24 protein-coding genes and 1 pseudogene are annotated in these 21,532 nt (G+C 71.6%); 21 read left to right on the top strand and 4 right to left on the bottom strand.

The features are described from left to right. Window positions 1-128: 128 nt before the first annotated feature. From dapA to DVK06_RS02395, 6 genes are read left to right on the top strand one after another with little or no spacing between them, the layout of a single operon-like run. A complete protein-coding gene (dapA, locus tag DVK06_RS02420) occupies window positions 129-1,130 on the top strand; it encodes a 4-hydroxy-tetrahydrodipicolinate synthase (RefSeq protein ID WP_121599150.1) in 1,002 nt (333 codons plus the stop codon). Beyond that, window positions 1,127-1,945: a 4-hydroxy-tetrahydrodipicolinate reductase gene (gene dapB / locus DVK06_RS02415; protein ID WP_053771581.1), complete on the top strand. Its 819-nt coding sequence runs from the start codon at window positions 1,127-1,129 to the stop codon at window positions 1,943-1,945. The genes dapA and dapB overlap by 4 nt, the downstream gene beginning before the upstream one ends. A 57-nt stretch (window positions 1,946-2,002) precedes the next feature. Continuing rightward, entirely contained in the window at window positions 2,003-2,842 is an 840-nt protein-coding gene (locus tag DVK06_RS02410) for a 2,3,4,5-tetrahydropyridine-2,6-dicarboxylate N-succinyltransferase (RefSeq protein WP_053771580.1), read from the top strand. Continuing rightward, window positions 2,839-4,206 carry a diaminopimelate decarboxylase gene (gene lysA / locus DVK06_RS02405; RefSeq protein WP_121599149.1) on the top strand — a complete coding sequence of 456 codons (1,368 nt, stop codon included), beginning with the start codon at window positions 2,839-2,841 and terminating at the stop codon, window positions 4,204-4,206. Before DVK06_RS02410 ends, lysA begins: the two co-directional genes overlap by 4 nt. Then, the gene (gene dapF, locus DVK06_RS02400) at window positions 4,203-5,150 is read left to right on the top strand and encodes a diaminopimelate epimerase (RefSeq protein ID WP_121599148.1); all 948 of its coding nucleotides are present in this window, start codon (window positions 4,203-4,205) and stop codon (window positions 5,148-5,150) included. The genes lysA and dapF overlap by 4 nt, the downstream gene beginning before the upstream one ends. After that, window positions 5,147-6,391: a M20/M25/M40 family metallo-hydrolase gene (locus DVK06_RS02395; protein WP_121599147.1), complete on the top strand. Its 1,245-nt coding sequence runs from the start codon at window positions 5,147-5,149 to the stop codon at window positions 6,389-6,391. The genes dapF and DVK06_RS02395 overlap by 4 nt, the downstream gene beginning before the upstream one ends. Window positions 6,392-6,443: 52 nt before the next feature. Here DVK06_RS02395 and DVK06_RS02390 read toward each other — a convergent pair whose 3' ends face one another. After that, the gene (locus tag DVK06_RS02390; RefSeq protein WP_053771576.1) at window positions 6,444-6,941 is read right to left on the bottom strand and encodes an NYN domain-containing protein; all 498 of its coding nucleotides are present in this window, start codon (window positions 6,939-6,941) and stop codon (window positions 6,444-6,446) included. Window positions 6,942-7,059: 118 nt separating this feature from the next. On the opposite strand from DVK06_RS02390, the gene DVK06_RS02385 reads away from it, so the two are divergent. The 3 genes from DVK06_RS02385 (at window position 7,060) to DVK06_RS02375 (ending at window position 10,245) form a co-directional block, all read left to right on the top strand. Continuing rightward, window positions 7,060-8,163: an AI-2E family transporter gene (locus DVK06_RS02385; RefSeq protein WP_053771575.1), complete on the top strand. Its 1,104-nt coding sequence runs from the start codon at window positions 7,060-7,062 to the stop codon at window positions 8,161-8,163. An 81-nt stretch (window positions 8,164-8,244) separates the two neighbouring features. Continuing rightward, window positions 8,245-9,432, top strand: a complete 1,188-nt coding sequence (locus DVK06_RS02380) for a cell division protein FtsZ (protein WP_121599146.1) — start codon at window positions 8,245-8,247, stop codon at window positions 9,430-9,432. A gap of 78 nt (window positions 9,433-9,510) precedes the next feature. Continuing rightward, the gene (locus tag DVK06_RS02375; RefSeq protein WP_121599145.1) at window positions 9,511-10,245 is read left to right on the top strand and encodes a hypothetical protein; all 735 of its coding nucleotides are present in this window, start codon (window positions 9,511-9,513) and stop codon (window positions 10,243-10,245) included. A 38-nt stretch (window positions 10,246-10,283) separates the two neighbouring features. On the opposite strand, the gene DVK06_RS02370 is transcribed toward DVK06_RS02375, so the two are convergent. Further along, window positions 10,284-10,946: a hypothetical protein gene (locus DVK06_RS02370; RefSeq protein WP_233561592.1), complete on the bottom strand. Its 663-nt coding sequence runs from the start codon at window positions 10,944-10,946 to the stop codon at window positions 10,284-10,286. Window positions 10,947-11,356: 410 nt separating this feature from the next. Between DVK06_RS02370 and DVK06_RS02365 the strand changes: the two genes are divergently transcribed. Both DVK06_RS02365 and DVK06_RS02360 read left to right on the top strand, forming a co-directional pair. Beyond that, complete coding sequence (locus DVK06_RS02365; protein ID WP_121599143.1) at window positions 11,357-12,874, top strand: PGF-pre-PGF domain-containing protein; 1,518 nt, start codon at window positions 11,357-11,359, stop codon at window positions 12,872-12,874. A gap of 127 nt (window positions 12,875-13,001) precedes the next feature. After that, window positions 13,002-14,228 carry a 5-(carboxyamino)imidazole ribonucleotide synthase gene (locus tag DVK06_RS02360; RefSeq protein WP_121599142.1) on the top strand — a complete coding sequence of 409 codons (1,227 nt, stop codon included), beginning with the start codon at window positions 13,002-13,004 and terminating at the stop codon, window positions 14,226-14,228. 18 nt (window positions 14,229-14,246) lie between these two features. Here the strand turns inward: DVK06_RS02360 and DVK06_RS02355 are convergent, their stop codons facing one another. Further along, the gene (locus DVK06_RS02355; protein WP_121599141.1) at window positions 14,247-14,498 is read right to left on the bottom strand and encodes a type II toxin-antitoxin system HicA family toxin; all 252 of its coding nucleotides are present in this window, start codon (window positions 14,496-14,498) and stop codon (window positions 14,247-14,249) included. Between the two features lies 1 nt (window position 14,499). Then, a pseudogene (locus DVK06_RS19185) lies at window positions 14,500-14,773 on the bottom strand (type II toxin-antitoxin system HicB family antitoxin). Window positions 14,774-14,856: 83 nt separating this feature from the next. On the opposite strand from DVK06_RS19185, the gene DVK06_RS02345 reads away from it, so the two are divergent. The 10 genes from DVK06_RS02345 to nuoK all read left to right on the top strand — a co-directional run bounded on the left by DVK06_RS02345 (window position 14,857) and on the right by nuoK (window position 21,532). Continuing rightward, window positions 14,857-15,348 (top strand): NUDIX hydrolase, encoded by a 492-nt coding sequence (locus DVK06_RS02345; protein WP_121599140.1) that lies wholly within the window; start codon window positions 14,857-14,859, stop codon window positions 15,346-15,348. Window positions 15,349-15,424: 76 nt separating this feature from the next. Further along, entirely contained in the window at window positions 15,425-16,033 is a 609-nt protein-coding gene (gene purE, locus DVK06_RS02340) for a 5-(carboxyamino)imidazole ribonucleotide mutase (RefSeq protein WP_121599139.1), read from the top strand. A 198-nt stretch (window positions 16,034-16,231) separates the two neighbouring features. Next, window positions 16,232-16,648: an NADH-quinone oxidoreductase subunit A gene (locus DVK06_RS02335; protein ID WP_053771959.1), complete on the top strand. Its 417-nt coding sequence runs from the start codon at window positions 16,232-16,234 to the stop codon at window positions 16,646-16,648. Further along, window positions 16,648-17,346: an NADH-quinone oxidoreductase subunit B gene (locus DVK06_RS02330; RefSeq protein WP_053771566.1), complete on the top strand. Its 699-nt coding sequence runs from the start codon at window positions 16,648-16,650 to the stop codon at window positions 17,344-17,346. Before DVK06_RS02335 ends, DVK06_RS02330 begins: the two co-directional genes overlap by 1 nt. Further along, window positions 17,343-19,007 carry an NADH-quinone oxidoreductase subunit D gene (locus tag DVK06_RS02325; protein WP_053771565.1) on the top strand — a complete coding sequence of 555 codons (1,665 nt, stop codon included), beginning with the start codon at window positions 17,343-17,345 and terminating at the stop codon, window positions 19,005-19,007. The genes DVK06_RS02330 and DVK06_RS02325 overlap by 4 nt, the downstream gene beginning before the upstream one ends. Continuing rightward, complete coding sequence (locus DVK06_RS02320; RefSeq protein ID WP_053771564.1) at window positions 19,007-20,080, top strand: complex I subunit 1 family protein; 1,074 nt, start codon at window positions 19,007-19,009, stop codon at window positions 20,078-20,080. The genes DVK06_RS02325 and DVK06_RS02320 overlap by 1 nt, the downstream gene beginning before the upstream one ends. A gap of 1 nt (window position 20,081) precedes the next feature. Then, entirely contained in the window at window positions 20,082-20,543 is a 462-nt protein-coding gene (locus DVK06_RS02315; protein ID WP_049984193.1) for an NADH-quinone oxidoreductase subunit I, read from the top strand. Window positions 20,544-20,592: 49 nt separating this feature from the next. Next, on the top strand, window positions 20,593-20,859 hold the full coding sequence (locus tag DVK06_RS02310; RefSeq protein WP_017342604.1) for an NADH-quinone oxidoreductase subunit J: 267 nt from the start codon (window positions 20,593-20,595) through the stop codon (window positions 20,857-20,859). Beyond that, window positions 20,856-21,215 (top strand): hypothetical protein, encoded by a 360-nt coding sequence (locus DVK06_RS02305; RefSeq protein WP_053771563.1) that lies wholly within the window; start codon window positions 20,856-20,858, stop codon window positions 21,213-21,215. The genes DVK06_RS02310 and DVK06_RS02305 overlap by 4 nt, the downstream gene beginning before the upstream one ends. After that, window positions 21,212-21,532, top strand: a complete 321-nt coding sequence (nuoK, locus tag DVK06_RS02300) for an NADH-quinone oxidoreductase subunit NuoK (protein WP_053771562.1) — start codon at window positions 21,212-21,214, stop codon at window positions 21,530-21,532. Before DVK06_RS02305 ends, nuoK begins: the two co-directional genes overlap by 4 nt.

Here is a 21,532-nt window from a genome sequence, read left to right as displayed (position 1 = left end):
CAGCGGCGCGGCTCTTCTCGAAAAAACGCGCGTGAGCCGTCCGCCGGCGGGAGTGGCGACCCCGTCCCGGACGACCCCCGGCTCGCGCGCATCGACCCGTTCACCGACCCGGACTCACCGCAGCACCCATGACAGACACGACCACCACGACACCCTACGCGACGCACGACGCGACGGACGGCGAACCGACCGACGCGCCCTTCGAGGGCGTGTACCCCGCGATGACGACCCCCTTCACCGACGGCGACGCGGTCGACCACGACCAGCTCGCCGCGAACGCCCGGTTCCTCGAACGCGCCGGCGTCGACGGCGTCGTCCCCGTCGGCTCGACCGGCGAGTCGGCGACGATGAGCCACGACGAGCACGTCGCGGTGATCGAGACGGTCCGCGACGCCCTCGACGACATCCCCGTCATCGCCGGCACCGGCTCGAACAACACCGCGGAGGCGCTCTCGCTGTCGCGGCGCGCGGCCGACGCGGGCGCCGACGGCCTCCTCCTGATCTCGCCGTACTACAACAAGCCCGAGCCGCAGGGGTTCCTCGACCACTACCGCACCATCGCCGACGAGGTGGACCTCCCGCAGATCGTCTACAACGTGCCGAGCCGGACGGGCCAGTCGATCCCGGTCGACGTGACCGCCGAGCTCGCCGAACACCCGAACGTCCGCGGGTACAAGGCCGCCTCGGGCGACCTCAACCTCATCAGCGAGGTGATCGAGCGCACCCGCGACGAGGCGTTCGCCGTGCTGTCGGGCGACGACGGCCTCACGCTGCCGGTCCTCTCTATCGGGGGCACGGGGACGATCAGCGTGGTCGCCAACGTCGAGCCCGAGCGGACCTGCGCGATGGTCGGCGCCGCGCTCTCGGGCGATTACGACCGCGCGCGGACGCTCCACCACGAGCTGTCGCCGCTCGTCCGCGAGCTGTTCGCCGAGACGAACCCGATCCCGGTGAAGGAGGCCATGCACATCCGGGGCCGGGGCGGCCCCCGCGTCCGCTCGCCGCTCTCGCGGCTCTCGGCCGAGCGACGCGAGTCGCTCCGCGACCTGCTGGCCGCGTACGAGGAGCAGGCGCCGGGAGCGATCGACCCGACGGCCGTCGACCCCGCGGCGACGGAGGGCGCGGAATGAGCGCGGACGCGCTCTCGCTCGCCGTCACCGGCGCGGGCGGCCGCATGGGCCGCGAGGTGATCGAGGCGGCCGCCGACCGCGAGGGCGTCGCGGTCGCGGTCGCGGTCAACCGGACCGAGACCGAGCCGGTCGCGGGCGTCCCGGTCGCCGACGCCGCCGACCTCGACGACCTGCTCGCGAGGGAGGCGCCCGACGCCCTGATCGACTTCACGGGCCCCGACTCCGCGGTCGCGTACGCCGAGACCTGCGCCGACGCGGGCGTCCCGCTCGTCACCGGTACGACGGGGTTCGCCGACGCCCAGGTCGCCGACCTCCGAGCCGCGAGCGAGGCGGTGCCCGTGCTCAAGGCGTCGAACTTCGCCCGGGGCGTGGCCGCGCTCCGCCGCGCGGTCCGCGAGGCCGCCGCGGCGCTGCCCGGCTACGACGCGGAGCTGACCGAGACGCACCACAACGCGAAGCGCGACGCCCCCTCGGGGACCGCGAAGTCGATCCTCGACGACGTGGCGGCCGTGCGCGGCGACCTCGACGAGCGCGTCCACGGCCGCGAGGGCGACGCGCCCCGAAGCCCGGGCGAGGTCGGCGTCCACGCCCGCCGGGCGGGCGACGTGACCGGCGAACACGAGGTCCTGCTGGCCGGCAACCGCGAGACGCTGGAACTCACGCACCGCGCCGGCGACCGCGGGGTGTTCGCCGAGGGCGCGCTCGACGCCGCCGCGTGGCTCGCCGGCCGCGACCCGGGCTGGTACGGGTTCGACGACGTGCTCGACGCGGCCGACGACGGGACCGACCGCACCGACGGGGGCGCCGATGAATAACCTCAGGACATCTGAATATCGACGAGTAAATACCGACACTCATCCATACTCCAGCCAATGAGCCTCGAAGCCGACGTCGCCGACCTGTGGAACCGCTATCAGGACGGGCTGACCGCGGCGGACGCGACCGACGCGGACGCGGCCGTGATAGACGAGTTCCTCGCCGCCCTGGAGGCCGGCGAGGTCCGCGCCGCCGAGAAGACCGGCGACGACGTGACCTCGTGGGAGGCCAACGAGTGGGTCAAGCGGGGGATCCTGCTGAACTTCGGCCTGCGCGAGACGGAGCCGCGAGAGTACGGCGGCGTCACCTACCACGACGTGCTCCCGCTGCGCGACACCGACGACCTCGCCGAGCGCGGCACGCGGAACACCCCGGACGGGACGACGATCCGCCGCGGCGCGTACCTCGGCAGCGACTGTATCATGATGAGCCCCTCGTTCGTCAACGTGGGCGCGTACGTCGGCGACGGCACCCTCGTCGACTCCTGTGACACGGTCGGCTCCTGCGCGCAGCTGGGCGAGAACGTCAAGCTCGGCGCCAACACGCTGATCGGCGGCGTCCTCGAACCGGTCGAGGACGCGCCGGTGATCATCGAGGACGGCGTCTCGCTGGGCGCGGGCTGTCGCGTCACCAGCGGGTTCCGCGTCGGCGAGGACTCGATCGTCGGGGAGAACACGCTTCTCACGCCCCGGATCCCCGTCTACGACCTCGTCGAGGAGGAGGTCGTCTACGGCCACCTCCCGGCCGAGCGCCGCGCGTTCACCCGGATGGTGGAGTCGTCCGTCGGCGACCACGACCTCTTCGAGGGCGGCGCGTACAAGCCCGCGGTCGTCGCGACGCACGTCGAGGAGGAGACGCTGGAGGCGACGCGGCGGGAGGACGCGCTCCGGGAATGAGCGACGCGGACGCGAGCGCGGCGCCGACCGCCCCCGACGAGAACCCCCCGGTCCGCCGCGTGAGCGACTGGGACGCCGACCGCCTCCGCGACCTCGCGGCCGCGCACGAGACGCCGCTGTACGTCCAAGACCTCGACCGCGTCCGCGAGAACTGCGAGCGGCTGCTCGCGGCGTTCCCCGACGCCGACGTACGGTACGCCGTCAAGGCGCACACCGGCCGCGCCGTCCTGGAGGCGGTCCGCGACGCGGGCCTCGACGCCGAGTGCGCCTCGGCGGGCGAGGTCGACCGCGCGCTCGCCGCCGGCTTCGACGGCTCGCGGCTCCACTACACCGCGGTCAACCCGCCGGCCCGCGACCTCGACTACGTCGCCGGCGTCGCCGCGGCGGAGCCGGACCTCACCGTCACCGTCGGCGCCGTCGACACGCTCGACCGCCTCCTGGAGCGGGGCTACGACGGCCGCGTCTGCGTCCGCGTGAACCCCGGCGTGGGCGCGGGCCACCACGAGAAGGTCACCACCGGCGGCGCCGCGAAGTTCGGGATCCCGTACGACCGGGCCGCGGACGCGGCGCGAGACGCGGCCGAGCGCTTCGACGTGGTCGGGGTCCACGCCCACGCCGGCTCGGGGATCGACCCGGAGCAGCTGGACAGCCACCGCGAACTGGTCGCGCGGATGGGCGACCTGGCGCGCGAGCTGGCCGACCCGGACGGCGACGCGGCCCCCGTCGACCTCGACTACGTCGACGTGGGCGGCGGGTTCGGCGTCCCCTACGGGGAGGACGCCCCGCCGCTCGACCTGCCGGCGGTCGCCGAGGCGACCCGCGAGGCGGTCGCGCCGCTGCCCGACGGCACCGACCTCGCCGTCGAGCCCGGGCGCTACGTCGTCGCGGACGCGGGCGTCCTCCTGACGCGGGTGAACACGGTGAAGCCGACGCCGGACGAGACGGTCGTCGGCGCCGACGCGGGGATGACCGACCTGCTCCGCCCGGCGATGTACGACGCCTACCACCCGATCCGCAACCTGGGCGGCGGGCGGGACCGCGACGGGGGCGACGCGCCCCCCGTCGCCGAGCGGGAGGCAACCCCTGTCACGGTCGCCGGACCTATCTGTGAGACCGGCGATACGCTGGGTACGAACCGCGCGCTCGCCGACCCGCACCGGGGGGACCTCCTCGCGGTCGGGACCGCGGGCGCGTACGGGTACGAGATGGCGAGCCAATACAACTCACGACCGCGGCCGGCGGAGGTCGCGCTCGACGACGGGACCGCGACGGTCGTCCGGCGCCGAGAGGCGCTCGACGATCTGACGACGGTCGAGCGAGAGGCGGCGCGTGCCCGCGCCGACCGGACGGAGGGCGGCCGATGAGCACCCACGCCGTCCCGGTCGAGAAGTACCACGGCACGGGCAACGACTTCCTCGTCGTCGACGCGGCCGACGAGAACGTCGGCGACCGCGCGGCGTTCGCGCGGGCGCACTGCGACCGCGAGACGGGCGTCGACGGCGGCGACTTCACCGCTGCGGACGACCGCGGCGCGCCGTCGGGCCGACGCGGCGCGGACGGCGTCCTCTTCCTGTCGATCGAGGAGCGGTTCGACCCGACCCGCGTCGTGATGACGCTGGTCCAGCCGGACGGCTCCACCGCGACGATGTGCGGCAACGGGGCCCGCGTCGTCGCGCGCTGGGCTCACGACCGGACTGGCGACCGCGAGTTCATGATCGACACGCAGGCGGGCACCCGCCGCGCCACGGTGACCGCGGACGGGAGCGCCGCCACCATCGAGATGGGCGAGCCGACGTTCGACCCCCGCCGCGTCCCGGTCGCCCGCGAGGGCGCGCTCGCTGACGAGCCGCTGGTCGACGAGCCGGTCGCGGGGCTGCCCGTCACCGCCGTCCACACCGGCGTCCCGCACGCGGTCGCGTTCGTCGACGGCGGCCGCGACGACCCCGACGGGATCGACGCGGTCGACCTCGACGCGGTCGCGCCGCCGGTCCGACACGCCGACGTCTTCCCCGAGGGCGCGAACGTCAACCTCGCCGCCGTCGTCGACGACGGCGCCGGCGACGGACCGGCGGTCCTCGACCAGCGCACCTTCGAGCGCGGCGTCGAGGGCGAGACGCGCTCCTGCGGCACCGGCGCGGTCGCGGTCGTCGCGGCCGCCCGCCGCCTGGGCCTGATCGAGGGCGAGTCGGCCGTGAGCCGGCCGCCGGGCGGCGAACTGCGGATAACGGTACCGGACCGCGGCCACGCCACGCTCGCCGGCCCCGTCGCCCACGAGTTCTCGGGGGCGCTCCCCGCCGACCCCAGATGAGCGGCGACGGCGATGCCGGCTCGGGTTCGGACGCGGGGCCCGACTTCGACCCGGTCTCGTTCCTCGAAGACGCGGTCCGGATCCCCTCCCACGAGTCGCCCGACGAGATGCGCGAGTCCGTCGTCGACCTCCTCGACCGACGGGGCGCCGACCCCGCGGTCGTCGCGGACGGCTGCGTCCTCGCGGAGAAGCGCTCGCCGGCGCCCGGGGCGGGGCCGCACCTCGTGTTGAACACGCACCTCGACACGGTGACGCCGCACGTCGCGTTCGAGCGCGGGCCGGCGCGCGACGGCGAGCGCGGCGCTCAGACGGGGGCCGGGGACGACCCGGACGAGGTGATCCGCGGCCGGGGCGCCTGCGACGCGAAGGGGCCGCTCGCGGCGCTGCTCGCCGGCTTCCTCGCCGCCGACCCCGACCGCGGGCGGACCACGCTCGCGCTCACCCCCGACGAGGAGGCGCTGTCGCTCGGCGCCGCGGCGCTGACCGGCCGGCTGCCGGGGACCGACGACCGGCTCGACGGGGACCTGTACCTCGTCGGCGAGCCCACGGGGCTCGACGCCTGCACCGCCGCGAAGGGGCGGTTCCAGGCGACCGTCGAGCTGTCCGGGGTCGCCGCGCACGCCGCCGAGTTCGCGGGCGCGAACGCGGTCGCGGCGGCCGAGGACGCGCTCGCAGCGGTCCGGACGTTCGACGCGGACGCGACCGCCCACCCGCAGTTGGGGCCGCCGAAGCTCACTCCCACGGTCGTCGAGGGCGGCGCGGCGACGAACCAGGTGCCGGCGGACTGCGAGATAACGGTCGACCGGCGGAGCGTCCCGCCGGAGACCGCCGAGGAGTTCCGGTCGTCGCTCGCGGACGCGGTGCGGGAGTCGCTCGCGAGCGGCCCGGCCGGCGACCGGGGCGTCGACGCCGCCGTCGCGCTCACCGACCGCGAGTCGCCGTTCCTGGAGGCGTTCGCGACGGACCCGGACCACGACCTCGTCCGAACCGTCGCCGACGCGGCGCGCGACGCGAGCGACGCGGTCGGCCTTTCGGACGAGCGCGGGGGCGGCGTCCGGCCGTTCGGCGCGGCGACGGAGGCCTCCTACTTCGCGCCGGCGCCGACGGTCGTGTTCGGGCCCGGAGACCTCGCCGACGAGGCGGGCGCGGTCGCGCACGCCGAGCGGGAGTACGTCCGGGTGCGCGAGGTCGAGGCGGCGGCGGCGGCGGTCGAGGAGACGGTCGCCGCGCTGCTCGGGTGAGCGCGGCCGCGCTCGGGCGCCCGCTCGCAACGCCGGACTGGACGCTCGCCGGCTACAGCAGGAACGTCTCCTCCTTCTCCGCGAGGTCGACGAAGTCGTCGGCGGCCGCGATCAGCTCGTCGGCGGCCGAGTTGCCGAACCCCATCGCCTCCACGCGGACGCCCTCGTGGCGGAGGTGCGAGCAGAGCCGGGCGAAGTCGCCGTCGCCGGTACAGAGGACGACCGTGTCGACGTGGCTGGCTAAGGAGACGGCGTCGAGGCTCATCCCGAGGTCCCAGTCGGCCTTCTTCGACCCGTCGGCGAACGTCTTGATCTCCTTGATCTTCGTCTCGAAGCCGATGTCGCGGAGCGCCTCGAAGAAGCTCTCCTCCTCGGGCGAGTCGGCGCGGATGACGTACGCGATGGCGCGCACGAGCGACCGGTCCGCGACGGCCTCTTCGAGGAGGCCGGAGTAGTCGATGTTCCGCGAGTAGACGCTCTGTGCGGAGTGGTACAGGTTCTGCGAGTCCGCCAACACCGCGACGCGCTGGTCCGGGTGAATGTCGTTCATAGCCCCTCCTTCACCGCCCGCCGTTAGGGGCTTTGGGATCCGCGCGGCGGCGAGTCCCGGGCGCGGGCAAGCCGCGGCGACCACCATGGTTTATGTCAGACGATGGCGACCGTGACCCATGGACGAAAAGCGGTTCGTCGTCGCCCTCTTCGGCCTCGCGGTCGCGTTCGTCGCCGGCTACGTGGCCTACCGGTTCGTCGCCCCGCTCACGGTCGCCGTCTTCCTCTACTACTCGACGCGGCGGTTCTACCACCGGCTCGAACGCTTCCGACTGCCGGCTCGGGTGCGCGCCGTGATGTCGCTGTCGCTCATCGGCGTGCCGCTCATCGGCCTGGTGAGCTACACCCTAGTGCTGCTGATCTTGGAGGCGCGCCGGTTCATCGAGACGTACCCGGTGGCCGACACCATCGGCGCGGAGAACTCGGTGATCGGCGACCTCGCGGAGCTGTCGAACCCGACGGCCGACGAGCTGCTCGCGGCGTACCGGTCGGGGCAGTTCGACCCCCTCATCGACCTCGTTTCCGAACAGGCGTCGCTGCTGGCGAGCACCCTCTCGGGGCTCGCCCTGAACCTCCTCATCACCATCGTCGTGACCTACTACCTGCTCATCGACGGGTCCCGGTTCCACAGCTGGCTCCTCTCGTTCGACGACGACGCGGTCGTCCGCGAGTACCTCGAGACCGCCGACGACGAGCTGGAGGCGGTGCTGTACGGGAACCTGCTCAACGTCATCGCCATCGGCATCATCGCCGTCGTCACCTACCTCGGGTACAACGCGGTCGCCCCGGCCGCCGTCGAGATCCCGTACCCCACGCTCGCCGGCGCGCTCACCGGCGTCGCCAGCCTGATCCCCGTGATCGGGATGAAGATCGTCTACATCCCGATCGCGGCGGCGATGTCGGTCCCGCTCGCGCTCGACGGCGACCTCTCGCTGCTCGTGTACGTCGCGGGGTTCCTCGCGGTCGCGGTCGTGGTCGTCGACACCATCCCCGACATCGTCCTGCGGCCGTACTTCAGCGGCAAGACAACCCACGTCGGGCTGCTGATGCTCGCGTACATCTTCGGCCCGGTCGTGTTCGGCTTCCACGGGCTGTTCCTCGCGCCGATCATCCTCGTGCTGGCGCTGACGTTCGCGGACACCGCGCTGTTGCGCCTGCTCGGCGTCGAGCCGGACTCGGGGCCCGAGATCTCCGCCGGACAGCGTCAGCTCGACGAGTTCTGAGCCGTCGCGGGCGCAGGGCGGTTCAGTAACGGTTCGCGGCGAGCCGAAGTCATATATCCTCGGTCGACGACCGGGCCACGTATGCGACTCCACGTCATCGGACTCGGCGGGGCCGGCGGGCGGGTCGCCGACCGGCTCGCCGCGGCGCACGGCGACGACCCGTTCCTCGGGGGCGTCAACGCCTTCGACACCGACATGGACGCGCTCGGGGCGCTGGACGCGCTCGGCGAGGAGCGTCGGTACCGGTTCGGCGACGCCGCGGGCGGGGACGGGCTCCAGGGCGACCTCCACGCCGGGCGTCGCCTCGGCGACGCGCACGCGAGCGAGCTCGGGCGGGCCATGGACGACCAGCGGCCGTCGCTCGCGGAGGCGTTCCTGCTCGTCGTCGGCCTCGGCGGCGCGGCCGGCGCGGGCGCGGCGCCCGCGCTCGCCGCGGAGCTCTCGCGGCTCTACGACGCCCCAGTCTACGCCTTCGGCTTCCTCCCCACCCGCGACGAGACGGAGGAACCGGACGACGACGCCCCGCGAAGCGCGTCCGCCGGCGGGGCGAGCGGCGCGGGGGCGGGCGCGGGAGCCGGTGACGGGCCCGCGCCGCCGACCCCGCACCGCCCGCTCGCCGAGCGGAACGCGGCCCGGACGCTCGACGCGCTCTCCGAGGAGTGCGCGGCGGTCTTCCCCTTCGACAACGCGGCGTGGCTCCGTCCGAGCGAGACGCTCGGCGGGGCGCGAGACCGGCTCAACGGGGTCGCGGCCGAGCGGATCGCGGCCCTGTTCGGCGCGGGCGAGACGCCGGAGGGCACGGAGACGCCCCAGCAGGTGCTCGACGCGAGCGACGTCGCCCGCGCGGCGGGCGGTGACGGCGAAATCGCGGCGATCGGGCACGCGACGCAGGCGGTCGACGCGCCCGACTCGGGCTCGAAGTTCGGGCTCGGGCTGTTCGGCTCCTCGGAGCCGGCCGAGGTCGACACGAGCGCCGCGGTGTCGGCAATCGAGACGGTGATCCGGAAGGCGACCCGCGGGAAGAACACGGTCGAGGTCCCCGACGGGCGCGCCGACCGGACCCTGCTCGTGGTCGGCGGCCCGCCGGCGTGGCTCAACCGCGAGGCGATCGCCGACGGGCGGCGCTGGCTCGCCGAGGAGGCCGGCTCGGACGCGATCCTGAGCGGCGACGCGCCGGTCCCGGAGGGCGACGAGGTGTTCGCCGTCGTGATCCGGTCGGGGATCGACGAGCCGGACCGGGTCCGGGAGATCCGCGAGACGATCGAGTGACCGCGCCGGCGCGGGCCGGCGGCCGACGCCCGGCGGGCGACCCGAACCGGTTAACCGGGTGGCGCGCCCAGTAACCCCGTGACGACGCAGGCAGACCTCGGGATCGACCTCGACGTGCGCGACGCCGCGGCCGTCGCGGAGCGGCGCGACGAGCTCGTCGCCGCCGTGCGCGACCACGCCGGGGCGATCGCCTACCAGCTCGCGCGGCTCCAGGGCGGCGACTACGGCCGGGAGACGCTGTCGACGCGCGGCGGCGAGTGGACGGTGAAACACGAGACGGGCGAGCTGGAGTTCCTCCTGTTCTCCCCGAAGTCGGGCTCGGACACGTACGTCATCTCGACGAAGCAGCCGCCGGACCCCGCCGACCTCGCGGTCGCGCTCGACGACTACGCGGCGTTCGTGGCGGCCTGGAACGACCACGTCGACTCGCTGTCCGGCGTCCTCGACGACGTGAGCGCCGAGTTCCCGGAGCCGGCGACCACCGAGGGCGTGGTGGCGGAGCGCGACCGCGTCCTCGACGCGATCCGCGAGACCTGCGCGGTCATCGCGGGGGAGATCCACCGGTACGAGGGCGACGACTACGGGACGTTCACGGCGCGCGTGGAGGGCGACCGCTGGGAACTGAAGTACGACGAGGGGTGCGTCTCGTACCTCCGGATCGGCGGGTCGGGCGGCCTCTACCTCCTCTCGCAGTACGGCGCGCCCTCCGCGGCCGACGTCCGGGAGTACGCGGACGGGTTCCGCGGCTTCGTCGCGGCGTACAACGAGTTCGTCGACGGCCTCGAAAGCGACCTCGAACGGATTTCCGTCTGAGGCTCCGTCTCGACCGACCGGCCGGCCTCTTCGCGCACTCACCGCTCCGTCCCGTCCGCGGCGCTCAGGAGGTCGCCGAGCAGAACCGGGTACCGCCGCGAGACGACCGCCGCGTACACGGCGGCCGAGACCCCGGCGCTCACCGCGACGGCGACCCCGAACCCGACCGGGGAGAGGGAGGCGAGCCCCGGCGCGTTCAGGGCCCACCCGACGCCGACGAGCCCCGCGGCGGCGGCGAGCGCGCCCGCGACCGCTCGGGCGACGGCCCGCGAGTCGATCTCGAGGTCGAGGAACCGCTGTCGCTCGGCGGCGGGGACCGCCGCGACGGTCGAGGCCTCCCGGTCGAACTCGATGGCCCCGGCCTCGGCCATCACCGGGCAGTGGTGCTGGTACAGCGACGCGTACACGCTCTTCCGCTCCTCGCTCGCGACGGCCGCCGGATCGATCCCCCGTTCGCGGGCGGCGACCCGGCGAGAGGCCTCCGCGAGGCTCACCGGGCCGTCGCGGCGGTGGAGCAGTGCCCACAGGAGCCGGCGCCGGCGGTTCCCCAGGATCCCGAGCAGGTCGTCCCGGTCGACGACCGACTCCGAGTCCGCCGGGCCGAGCGGTCTCCGCCCGTCGTCGCCACTCTCGGAGTCGGCGGATCCGACGCCGTCGTCTCCGGTCGCGTCCCCACGGCGGCCACGTCCGTCGTCTCCCACGGACGCACCGCCGTCGGCGCGCAATCCGCGTCTCCCACCCCATTCCCCGTCGCGTCTCGTGTCTGTTGGTAACATACCACTTTCTACGGCGACGGCCGACTAATGTATTGGCCGATATGATCACGAACATGAGTGATTGCCTCAGTCGGTCGCCGTCACGCCGGCCGGGAACGCTGCGCGGGTCCGCCGGTCCGTCGCCGCCGCCCGGAGCGGATCCGGATCCCGCCGACGGCGTCGCGCCGTCGGCCGGCGAAACGACTCGTTACCGCCGGCGCCGCCGCGGTAATCCGTCGTAGCAATCGGTTAATACCTACTTATCCTCGGTGGTGTGGTGTCTCACGTCCCTCCCCCCGCGACGCTCGGACGCCCCACAGGGGCGCTCCGTTCGGACCGGCGTGGGACGATCCCTCATGTCACGAACTCCCTCGAAATCGCTCACGGTCGTCATCGCCTCGCTGCTGGTCGTCTCCGCGGTCGCCGGCGCCCCGGCGGCCGTCGCGCAGGACGGGCCGCCTCCAACGCCGGCCGCCTACTTCGGCGAGATAACCGTCGACGGCGAGCCCGCCCCCGAGGGCGTCGAGGTCACGGCGTACGTCGACGGCGAACTGCGCGGGAGCCTCACCACGACCCAGACCGGCGCGTACGGCGGTTCCTCGGCGTTCGACCGGAAGCTCGTCGTCGAGGGGACCGACGCCGACGCGGGCGCGACCGTCGAGTTCCGGGTCAACGGCGAGGTCGCTTCGACCGACGACGCGATCGAGTGGGAGCCGGGCGAGGTCCGCCGCGTCGACCTCGCGGTCGGCGATGGCGCCGACGGCGGCGACGGTTCGGACGGGTCGGACGGCGGCGACGGATCAGACGGTGCCGACGGCAGCGACGGTTCGGACGGGTCGGACGGCGGTGACGGTTCGGGCGGCGGAGACGGGTCGGACGGCGCCGACACCGATGGCGGCGGTGGCGGCGGCGCCGTCGCGCCTCCGCCGAGCGGCGACGCCGTCGAGACGACCGCGGCCTCGGTCGAGATGGCGAACGGCACCGCGACCCTCTCCGCGGGCAGCGTCGGGACCGACGAGGTCGTCGAGGCCGACCTGCCGAACGGGACGGCGACGCCGAACGCGACGCTCGCCGCGCTCTCGGTCGCCCCCTCCTCGGAGATCCTCTCGTTCGGCGTTGAGGCGACGGCGATGGCCCCCTCGGAGCTGCCCGACGGCGTGCGCGACCACGAGGGTGCGGAGACGGTGTCGGTCTTCGAGATCGAGCCGACCACCTTCGACTCCGGCGCCGTCGAGTCCGCCGAGATCCGCTTCGAGACGGAGATGTCGGCGTTCTCCGACGCGGAGTCGCCCGAGGGCGTCGCCCTGTACCGCTACGTCAACAACCGGTGGCGCGAGCTCCCGACGACGTACGAGGGCGACGGCGTCTACGTCGCCGAGACGCCCGGGTTCTCCTACTTCGCGGTCGGCGGCCCGCAGTCCGACGTGACGGTCGCCGAGGCCTCGCTCGGCGCGGCCGAGGTGTCCCCCGAGAGCGAGACGGAGGTGGCGGTCAGGCTGCGGAACGCGGGCGACGCCGAGGGGACGACGAACGTCGGCCTGCGGATCAACGGCGAGCTCGTCGCCGACCGGACGATCACGGTCCCCGCCGACGCGACGCGGCGCGTCACGTTCACGCCGCGGTTCCCCGAGGTCGGCGAGTACGACGTGGCCGTGGGCTCGACCGAGGTCGGAACCGTCTCGGTCGTCGAGTCCACCGACGACGCCGACTCCGGGAACGGCGGCGGCGCCGGCGCGACCGGCGACGGGAGCGGGGACGCTTCGGACGACGGCGCGCCGCTCGAAGGGTTCGGCGTCGGCCTCACGCAGGTCGTCGGGCTCGTGAGCCTGCTGCTGGTCGTGGCCGGCGGGTTCCTCCTGTTGCGCCGGGAGTGACCGACCGGTCGCCTCGGCTCTCGGCGACGTCGTCGAGCGCTCCTCCCGCTCGATCGATGCGCGTTCGTGCCTATCTCGATCGTGTTTTGGCAATACTTATTCATCTCTGTTGGGTACCGACTCGCACATGTCGATCACCCTTCCGGGGCCGACGCTCGGCGTCGTCGGCGGCGGACAACTGGGCCGGATGCTGGCCGAAGCCGCGGCGCCGCTCGGCGTCGACCTCGTCGTGTTGGACCCGACGCCCGACTGTCCGGCGGCGCCGGTCGCGACCGACCAGATCGTCGGCGACTTCGACGACGCGGACGCACTCGACGAGCTCGCGGCCCGCGTCGACGCCCTGACCTTCGAGATCGAGCTCGCGGACCCGGACCGCCTCGCGGCCGCGAGCGAGGAGCACGGCGTGCCGGTCCACCCGGACCCCGGCACCCTGGAGACGATACAGGACAAGCTGGTCCAGAAGGAGGCGCTCGCGGACGCCGGGATCCCCGTCCCGGAGTTCGTCGCGGTCGCGACCGCCGAGGGGCTCGAACGCGTCGTCGAGGAGTTCGGCGGCGTCATGCTGAAGGCCCGCCAGGGCGGCTACGACGGCCGCGGCAACGTCTCGGTGGAGACGCCCGACGAGGCGGCCGACGCGCTCGATCAGATCGGCGGCGCCGCGATGGCCGAGGAGTTCCTCGACTTCGAGCGCGAGGTCGCCGTGATGGGTCTGAAGGGCGCGGACGGCGAGACGCGGACCTACCCGGTCACGGAGACGGTCCACCGCGAGGAGATCCTCCGCGAGAGCGTCAGTCCGGCCCGGGCCGACGACGCGGTCGTCGCCGAGGCCGAGTCGGTCGCGCGCGACGTGCTCGACGTGCTCGACGGCCGGGGCGTCTACGGCATCGAGCTGTTCGAGACGCCCGAGGGCGAGGTGTTAGTCAACGAGATCGCGCCGCGCCCGCACAACTCCGGCCACTGGACGATCGAGGGCGCGCGTACCTCGCAGTTCGAGAACCACGTCCGGGCCGTCCTCGGCTGGCCGCTCGGCCCGACCGGCCTCGTCGCGCCCGCGGTCACGGCGAACCTCCTCGGCGACGTTCACGAGAGCAGAGCTCTCGTGAGCCAACCGGAATCACGCTGTGATTCCGGTGACGTGGACGAGCGGGGGGCGGCGACGCTCCGGAACGTCGAGTCCGTCCTCGACGCGCCCGACGCCGACCTCCACTGGTACGGCAAAGACGACGTGTACCCGCTCCGGAAGATGGGCCACCTGACGGTGACGGACCGGGGCGCGACCGACGAAGCCGACCCCGACGCGCTGCTCTCTCGGGCGCGAGAGCTCCGCGACGGGCTGACCTTCCGAGACGCGTAGCCGTGGACCGTCCGGTCTTCAGGAGTTTCGGTCGATCCACGCCCAGAAGGCGTCGAAGTCACGCGCGCCGGCGTCGTCCGCGATACCGCTGAGGGTTCCCTCCCGAAGCTCGTCGTGTAGCGGAACCGTGACGTGCCGTCTGTTCCTCTCGTTCGCCGGATGCTCGTAGTACAGCTGCGCGTGGTCGCCGGTCGTTCGTCGCCACTCGAAACCGCCGCGGTTGACGAGGACCTTCACGACCTCCCGCCCAGAGAACGTGCGCCTCGCCACGCTATTCGAGGACGTCGGGCGGTTCCGCGTCTCCGGTCGCGTTCTCCTCGGGGTCGATCCCGTGTTCCCGAAGCTCCTCGTCGGTCGGCTCGCGACCGATCTCCCCTCGGTGGAGCGCGACGGCCTCGTCGAGGTTCTCCAGCGCGTCGGACCGGGACTCTCCCTGCGTCGTGACGCCCGTCCCGACGTCTCGGGCGATCCACCCCCCCCCCCTCGTCTCGCCAGAGGCGGATCTCCCCGTCGCGGTCCGCTCCGTCTTCCGTCGAGCTCGCCATTACCGTATCTTTCGTCCGATTTCGTTGATAAGGGTTGGGCAGACGAACGACCGATACCAGTGCGCCGACCAAGTGACGACTCGATGCCGGACGGTCTCGCACCCGACGCGCCACGCGAACGCCAGTCGATCCGGCTCCCGCCGGACCGAATCGAGGCGCTCCGCCAGTGGGCGGAGGAGGGAACCGCCCTGACGGCTGCGGTCCGCGTCTGCGACCCCGACGGTCGGCTCGCGCTCGTGAGGACCTCGTGGTCGGACGGCTGGGTGCTCCCGGGCGGCGCGGTCGAACCGGGGGAGTCGCCGGCGGCCGCGGCGGCGCGGGAGGTCCGCGAGGAGACCGGACTCGACGCGGCGATCGGCGACCCGGTCGTCGTCTTCGAGCAGTCGTACGTCGACGCCGAGCGCGACGTGTTCGCGTTCGAGGCCGAGTACGTCGTCTTCGCGGCGCGCGCCGAGGGGTGGATTCCCGACACGGCCGATCTCGGAGTCGATCCGGACGAGATCCGCGCCGCGCGGTGGTTCGACGAAGTCCCGGCGAACCTCCACGACGGGGATCTGCTCCGGGGGCTCCTCTGACCGCGCTTCGAGGGGAAGTTCCCTCCGGCTCGCCGCATCCGGCACTTCCTTACCGGCCTCCGCCGAATCCCTGTCCATGACCACGGTGGACGACCTGATCGACCGGCTCGAAGCGGAGGCGGCGGCCGACGCCGACCCGGCGACTACCCCGGACGTGGGGATCATCATGGGCTCGGACTCGGACCTCCCCGTCATGGAGGACGCCTACGAGGCGCTCGACGACCTCGGCTTCGCGGAACAGACCGACTTCGACGAGGCGCCGGACGCCCGGTTCACCTACGAGAGCTACGTCGTCTCCGCGCACCGCACGCCGGAGCTGATGTACGCGTACGGGGAGACGGCGTCCGCCCGCGGGCTCGACGTGATCATCGCCGGGGCCGGGGGGAAGTCCGCGGACCTGCCGAACATGACCGCGTCGATCGCGTACCCGGTGCCCGTCATCGGCGTGCCGGTTCAGGAGAAGTCGGTCGACTCCGTCATCGGGATGCCGACCGGCGCGCCGATCGTCGCCGTCGACGCCGGGAAGTCGTACAACGCCGCGCTGTCGGCCGCGCAGGTACTCGCGCGCGAACACGAGGTGGTCGAGGAACGACTGGTCGAACTCCACGACGAGCAGCGGGCGGACGTCGCGGACGTCTCCGCGGCCCTCCACGACCTCGGACTCGACGGGTTCCGCGAGCGGTAGCGGGAACGCGTCGCGTTCGGCCGGCTTGCCCCGGACGCGTCGCCCTTTCATTCCGCGACGAACCCGTTCGGCGGCTCTCGGTGACATTTCCGGCGCTTCGACCGCGAACGGCCGGTACCGGCCCGCACGCACGCGGACGCACAAGACTCAACGCTTATGAGGGGGCGGTCCAAACCCCAGCACGTTACGGAGACCTATATGAGCGATTGGATAGCGATTGGCGCCTTGGCGGTCGTCGGCCTGCTCATCCCGGTAGCGATGATGTCAGTGTCGGCGCTGCTCCGCCCGAGCGTGCCTGAGACCGGTAAAAGTACCACCTACGAGTCCGGCGAGACCCCGACGGGCGGGACGCGGATCCGGTTCAACATCCAGTACTACATGGTCGCGTTGTTGTTCGTCGTGTTCGACATCGAGACCGTGTTGCTGTTCCCGTGGGCGGTCATCTACCGTCCGGCCGTCCAGGCCGGCGTGCCGATGGCCGACCTGCTGTGGCCGATGTTGGCGTTCGTCGGGATCCTGGCCGTCGGGCTCGTCTGGGCGTGGCGGTCGGGGGCGATCAGCTGGGCCCGCAGCCCCCGCGCGACCAGCAGAAAGACGACGGAGGACCTCAACTAATGAGCAGCGATCAACCGTTTATCACCGACGATTCGCAAGTCGTAACCGAGACCCGAGACGCCCGGATGACCGGGCAGGGAGACCGGTTCAACTCCCGCCTGCGTGAGGCGTTCGGCTCCTCGCCGTTCATCCTCACCAAGTTCGACAAGTTCCTGAACTGGTGTCGGGGATCCTCGATGTTCATGCTGCAGTTCGGCATCGCCTGCTGCAGCATCGAGATGATGCACACCTACGCGGTGAAACACGACCTCGACCGCTTCGGGTCGGGCGTCCCCCGCGCCTCGCCGCGGCAGGCCGACGTGATGATCGTCCCCGGGACGATCGTCTCCAAGTTCGCCCCGCGGATGAAGCGCGTCTACGACCAGATGCCCGAGCCGAAGTTCGTCGTCGGCATGGGCTCGTGTACCATCTCCGGCGGCCCGTTCCAGGAGGGGTACAACGTGATCAAAGGCGCCGAGGAAGTCATCCCGATCGACATCCACGTCCCCGGCTGCCCGCCTCGCCCCGAGGCGCTCGTGTACGGCGTCGTGAAGCTACAGGAGCGCGTCGCCAACGGCGAGGCCGCGCCCGTCACGGTCAAGCCGTACGAGCTGGAGGAGTTCTCGGACCTCGAACGCGACGAACTCGTCGACAAGCTGGCCGACCAGATCGACGACGACGAGCTCGTCATGCGGTACAACTTCGCTGATTCGCCATGAGCCTCGAACGACCAGACACCGTCGACGACGGCACCGTCGAGCAGACGCCCGACGAGCTTGAGGCGCTGCTCGGTGACCTCGTCGTCGACCGCGACGACCACCTGAACGCGCCCGGCTTCGTCATCCGCCCGGACACCGTTCAGGAGACGCTTCGGACCCTGAAAGAGCAGGCGGGGTACGACCACCTCTCCGTCGTCTCCGCACAGGAGTACGAGAACCGATATGAGTCGATCTACCACCTGAAGAAGTACGACGACCCGACCCAGGAGGTCAGCGTCGTCGTCCCCGCCGACAAGGACGACCCCGTCTCCGAGTCGGGCGAGCCCGTCTTCCGCACCGCCGACTGGCACGAGCGGGAGGCGTACGACCTCATCGGGATCGAGTACGACGACCACCCCGACCTGCGCCGGATCCTCCTGCCGGAGACCTGGCAGGGCCACCCCCTGTCGATGGACTACGACAAGGACCGGCCGCAGATCGCCACGCTCCCGGAGCACGCGAACCCGTTGGAGGACCACCACAAGGACTCCGAGTCCGACACGATGTTCCTCAACATCGGGCCGCACCACCCGGCGACCCACGGGGTGCTCCACCTGAAGACGGTCCTCGACGGCGAGCAGGTCGCCGACGTCGAGCCGGACATCGGCTACCTCCACCGCAGCGAGGAGCAGATGGCGCAGTCCGGGACGTACCGCCACCAGATCATGCCGTACCCGGACCGCTGGGACTACATCTCGGCGGGGCTGCTCAACGAGTGGGCGTACGCCCGCGCGGCCGAGGACCTCGCGGACATCGAGGTGCCCGAGTACGCGCAGGTCATCCGCACGATGGGCGCCGAGATGTGTCGGATCGCCGCGCACATGCTCGCCTTGGCGACGTTCGCGCTCGACATCAACGGCGACTTCACGGCGACGTTCATGTACGCCATCAACGACCGCGAGCGCGTCCAGAACCTCTTGGAGGATCTGACGGGCCAGCGGCTGATGTTCAACTACTTCCGGCTCGGCGGCGTCGTCTGGGACCTGCCGGAGCCGCGCGAGGAGTTCTTCTCGAAGACGCGGGACTTCCTCGACCAGCTCCCCGAGTCCGTCGAGGAGTACCACAACCTCATCACCTCGAACGAGATCTTCCAGATGCGGACGATCGACACGGGGATCCTCCCGCCGGACGTCGCGAAGAACTACGGCGCCACCGGCCCGGTCGCCCGCGGCTCCGGGGTCGACTACGACCTGCGCCGCGACGACCCGTACGGCTACTACGACGAGCTCGACTGGGACGTGGTGACCGAGGACGGCTGCGACAACTTCAGCCGCCTGCTCGTCCGGATGCGCGAGGTCGAGGAGTCCGCGAAGATCATCGAGCAGTGCGTCGACCTGCTCGAAGACTGGCCCGAAGACGAGCGGAACATTCAGGCGAACGTGCCGCGCACGCTGCGCCCGGACGACGACACCGAGATCTACCGCGCCGTCGAGGGCGCCAAGGGCGAGCTCGGCATCTACATCCGGTCGGACGGGACGGACAAGCCCGCCCGGTTCAAGATCCGGTCGCCGTGCTTCTCGAACCTCCAGACGCTGCCGGAAATGGCGAACGGGGAGTACATCCCCGACGTGATCGCCGCGCTCGGTAGCCTCGACGTCGTTCTCGGGGAGGTGGACCGCTGATGGGCACGGCGCCCGCGCAGCTGTTCCCCGAGTTCATCGTCGACACGCTCGGCCTCGACAGCGTCATCGGCGAGGTGGCGGCGTCGCTCGTCGCCGCCTTCGTCGTCGGCAACATCATCCTGGCGTTCACGGGCGTCGCGGGCCCGTGGGCGAAACGGAAGATCACGGCCGCGTTCACCGACCGGATCGCGGTCGACCGGATCGGTCCCTTCGGGCTCCTCATCATCCCGGCGGCGGCGGTCCAGCTCCTCGCGAAGGAGCTCATCATCCCCGAGGGCGTCGACCGCCCCTCGTGGGACATCGCGCCGATCCTGCTGCCCGCGTCGGCGCTCCTCGGCTTCTCCGTCATCCCGATGGGCCACCTCGGCCCGATCAACCTGCATCTCGCGGACCCCGAGGTCGGGTTCGCGCTGGTGTTCGCGTTCGCCTCCATCGCCTCCGTCTCGCTGGTGATGGCCGGCTACGCGTCGAACAACAAGTACTCGCTCCTCGGCGGGCTGCGGGCCGTCGCGCAGAACCTCGCGTACGAGATCCCGCTCATCGTCACCGCGATGTCGGTCGTCATCTTCGCCGGCACGCTCCAGATGAGCGGCGTGGTCGGCGCGCAGACGCAGACGCTCGTGACGATCGGCGGGCTCGCGATCCCGTCGTGGTACGCGTTCGTCAACCCGTTCGCGTTCGTGCTGTTCCTCACCGCGAACATGGCCGAGATCGGTCGGAACCCGTTCGACATCCCCGAGGCGCCGACGGAGATCGTCGCGGGGTACCAGACGGAGTACTCCTCGGCCTACTTCGTCCTGTTCTACCTCGGGGAGTTCGTCCACATCTTCCTGGGCGGCGCGATCCTGGCCGTGACGTTCCTCGGCGGGGCGTCCGGCCCGGGCCCGGAGAGCATCGGCTTCATCTGGTTCGTGGTGAAGATCTGGGGCTTCTTCCTGTTCACGCAGTGGGCCCGCTCGGCGCTGCCGCGCGTCCGCATCGACCAGCTGATCGAGATCGGCTGGAAGGGAATGCTGGTGCTGTCGTTCGCGAACCTAGTTCTCACGGCCGTAATCGTGGGGGTGATCGCTTGATATGATCGGACTGATGAAATCCATGGCGACGACGATGAAACACGCGCTGGACGGGTCGACGTTCACGGTGGAATACCCGGAGGACGCGCCCGAGGTGAGCCCGCGGTTCCGCGGGGTCCACAAGTTCAGCCAGGAGCGGTGCATCTGGTGTCGGCAGTGCGAGAACGTCTGTCCGAACGACACGATCCAGATCGTTCAGGACGACCAGCGCAACGGCGAGCAGTACAACCTCCATATCGGGCAGTGCATCTACTGCCGGCTCTGCGAGGAGGTCTGTCCCGTCGACGCCATCCTGCTGACCCAGAACTTCGAGTTCACCGCGGACACGAAGGACGACTTCGTGTTCAACAAAGAACAGCTCAAGAACGTCCCGTGGTACAAGGGCATCGACCCGCTGGAGTCCCGCAACCCCGATCGCAGCGCGTGGATCGGGGAGGGCGACGGCGAGGTTGACTACCAGTAGCGGGCACGTCTCGAAATCTTCAAAGGGGTTCTCATAGGAGACAAACACAATGGTTTATGCTACCATCGCGTTCGGGCTGTTCGCCGCGGTCACGCTGGCGTTCGCCCTCGGGGTCGTCCTGGCGCGCGACGTGTTCCACGCCGCGCTGCTTCTGGGCGGAGCCCTCACGAGCGTCGCGGTGCACTACGTGATGCTGCGGGCGGAGTTCATCGCCGCCATGCAGATCCTCGTCTACGTCGGCGGGGTCCTCATCTTGGTCACGTTCGCCGTGATGCTCACGCGATCGGATTCGGAAACGGAGGTGAGTAGCGCGTGAGCAGCGACGAGAGCCGCGGCTCCCGGATCGCGCCCGCGATCGCCGTGGGCGGACTGTTCGCGGTGTTGGCCGCGACCGTCAACGGGGCGACGTTCGGCTTCGAGGAGGTCGGCTTCCCGGCCGACGCCTCGGTCGTCCACAACATCGGGTACGCCCTCTTCAACCTCGCCGAGTACGACCTCGGCGCGGTTCCGTCCGAGGGGTTCCTCGCGGCGTTCCTGATCGCCGCGGTCGCGCTCGACGTGGCGGTCGACGGCGCCGTCTACCTGGCCAAACGCGAGGAGGACGGCTCCGTCGTCGCGGCGGTCGGACAGGCGTTCACCGACGGCGGACGCGACGGGGGTGACCGTCGATGACGGCGCTCGCGTCCTCGATCCCGCCGTCGTGGTACCTGCTGTTGGCGTCGGCCATCTTCTGTATCGGCCTGTTCGGCGTGTTGACGCGGCGGAGCGCGCTGTACTTCCTCATGAGCGTCGAGCTCATGATGAACGCGGCCAACATCAACTTCGTCGCGTTCGCGCTGTACTACGGCGACCTCACGGGGCAGGTGTTCGCGCTGTTCGTCATCGCGCTCGCCGCCGCCGAGGTCGCGATCGGTATCGGCATCATACTCGTGTTATACCGCAACTTCGGCACGACCGACGTGACTGTTCCCGCGGAGATGAGGTGGTAA

The sequence above is a fragment of the Halorubrum sp. Atlit-28R genome (genome assembly GCF_003665955.1).
Classification (GTDB): domain Archaea; phylum Halobacteriota; class Halobacteria; order Halobacteriales; family Haloferacaceae; genus Halorubrum; species Halorubrum tropicale.
Note: the sequence above shows the minus strand (reverse complement) of the source record. Positions and strands in the feature narration are given on the sequence as shown.

Coding starts and splice junctions, on each gene's coding strand:
- dapA (WP_121599150.1), top strand. CDS start 129: ATGACAGACACGACCACCACGACACCCTACGCGACGCACGACGCGACG.
- dapB (WP_053771581.1), top strand. CDS start 1,127: ATGAGCGCGGACGCGCTCTCGCTCGCCGTCACCGGCGCGGGCGGCCGC.
- DVK06_RS02410 (WP_053771580.1), top strand. CDS start 2,003: ATGAGCCTCGAAGCCGACGTCGCCGACCTGTGGAACCGCTATCAGGAC.
- lysA (WP_121599149.1), top strand. CDS start 2,839: ATGAGCGACGCGGACGCGAGCGCGGCGCCGACCGCCCCCGACGAGAAC.
- dapF (WP_121599148.1), top strand. CDS start 4,203: ATGAGCACCCACGCCGTCCCGGTCGAGAAGTACCACGGCACGGGCAAC.
- DVK06_RS02395 (WP_121599147.1), top strand. CDS start 5,147: ATGAGCGGCGACGGCGATGCCGGCTCGGGTTCGGACGCGGGGCCCGAC.
- DVK06_RS02390 (WP_053771576.1), bottom strand. CDS start 6,941: ATGAACGACATTCACCCGGACCAGCGCGTCGCGGTGTTGGCGGACTCG.
- DVK06_RS02385 (WP_053771575.1), top strand. CDS start 7,060: ATGGACGAAAAGCGGTTCGTCGTCGCCCTCTTCGGCCTCGCGGTCGCG.
- DVK06_RS02380 (WP_121599146.1), top strand. CDS start 8,245: ATGCGACTCCACGTCATCGGACTCGGCGGGGCCGGCGGGCGGGTCGCC.
- DVK06_RS02365 (WP_121599143.1), top strand. CDS start 11,357: ATGTCACGAACTCCCTCGAAATCGCTCACGGTCGTCATCGCCTCGCTG.
- DVK06_RS02360 (WP_121599142.1), top strand. CDS start 13,002: ATGTCGATCACCCTTCCGGGGCCGACGCTCGGCGTCGTCGGCGGCGGA.
- DVK06_RS02345 (WP_121599140.1), top strand. CDS start 14,857: ATGCCGGACGGTCTCGCACCCGACGCGCCACGCGAACGCCAGTCGATC.
- purE (WP_121599139.1), top strand. CDS start 15,425: ATGACCACGGTGGACGACCTGATCGACCGGCTCGAAGCGGAGGCGGCG.
- DVK06_RS02335 (WP_053771959.1), top strand. CDS start 16,232: ATGAGCGATTGGATAGCGATTGGCGCCTTGGCGGTCGTCGGCCTGCTC.
- DVK06_RS02330 (WP_053771566.1), top strand. CDS start 16,648: ATGAGCAGCGATCAACCGTTTATCACCGACGATTCGCAAGTCGTAACC.
- DVK06_RS02325 (WP_053771565.1), top strand. CDS start 17,343: ATGAGCCTCGAACGACCAGACACCGTCGACGACGGCACCGTCGAGCAG.
- DVK06_RS02320 (WP_053771564.1), top strand. CDS start 19,007: ATGGGCACGGCGCCCGCGCAGCTGTTCCCCGAGTTCATCGTCGACACG.
- DVK06_RS02315 (WP_049984193.1), top strand. CDS start 20,082: ATGATCGGACTGATGAAATCCATGGCGACGACGATGAAACACGCGCTG.
- DVK06_RS02310 (WP_017342604.1), top strand. CDS start 20,593: ATGGTTTATGCTACCATCGCGTTCGGGCTGTTCGCCGCGGTCACGCTG.
- nuoK (WP_053771562.1), top strand. CDS start 21,212: ATGACGGCGCTCGCGTCCTCGATCCCGCCGTCGTGGTACCTGCTGTTG.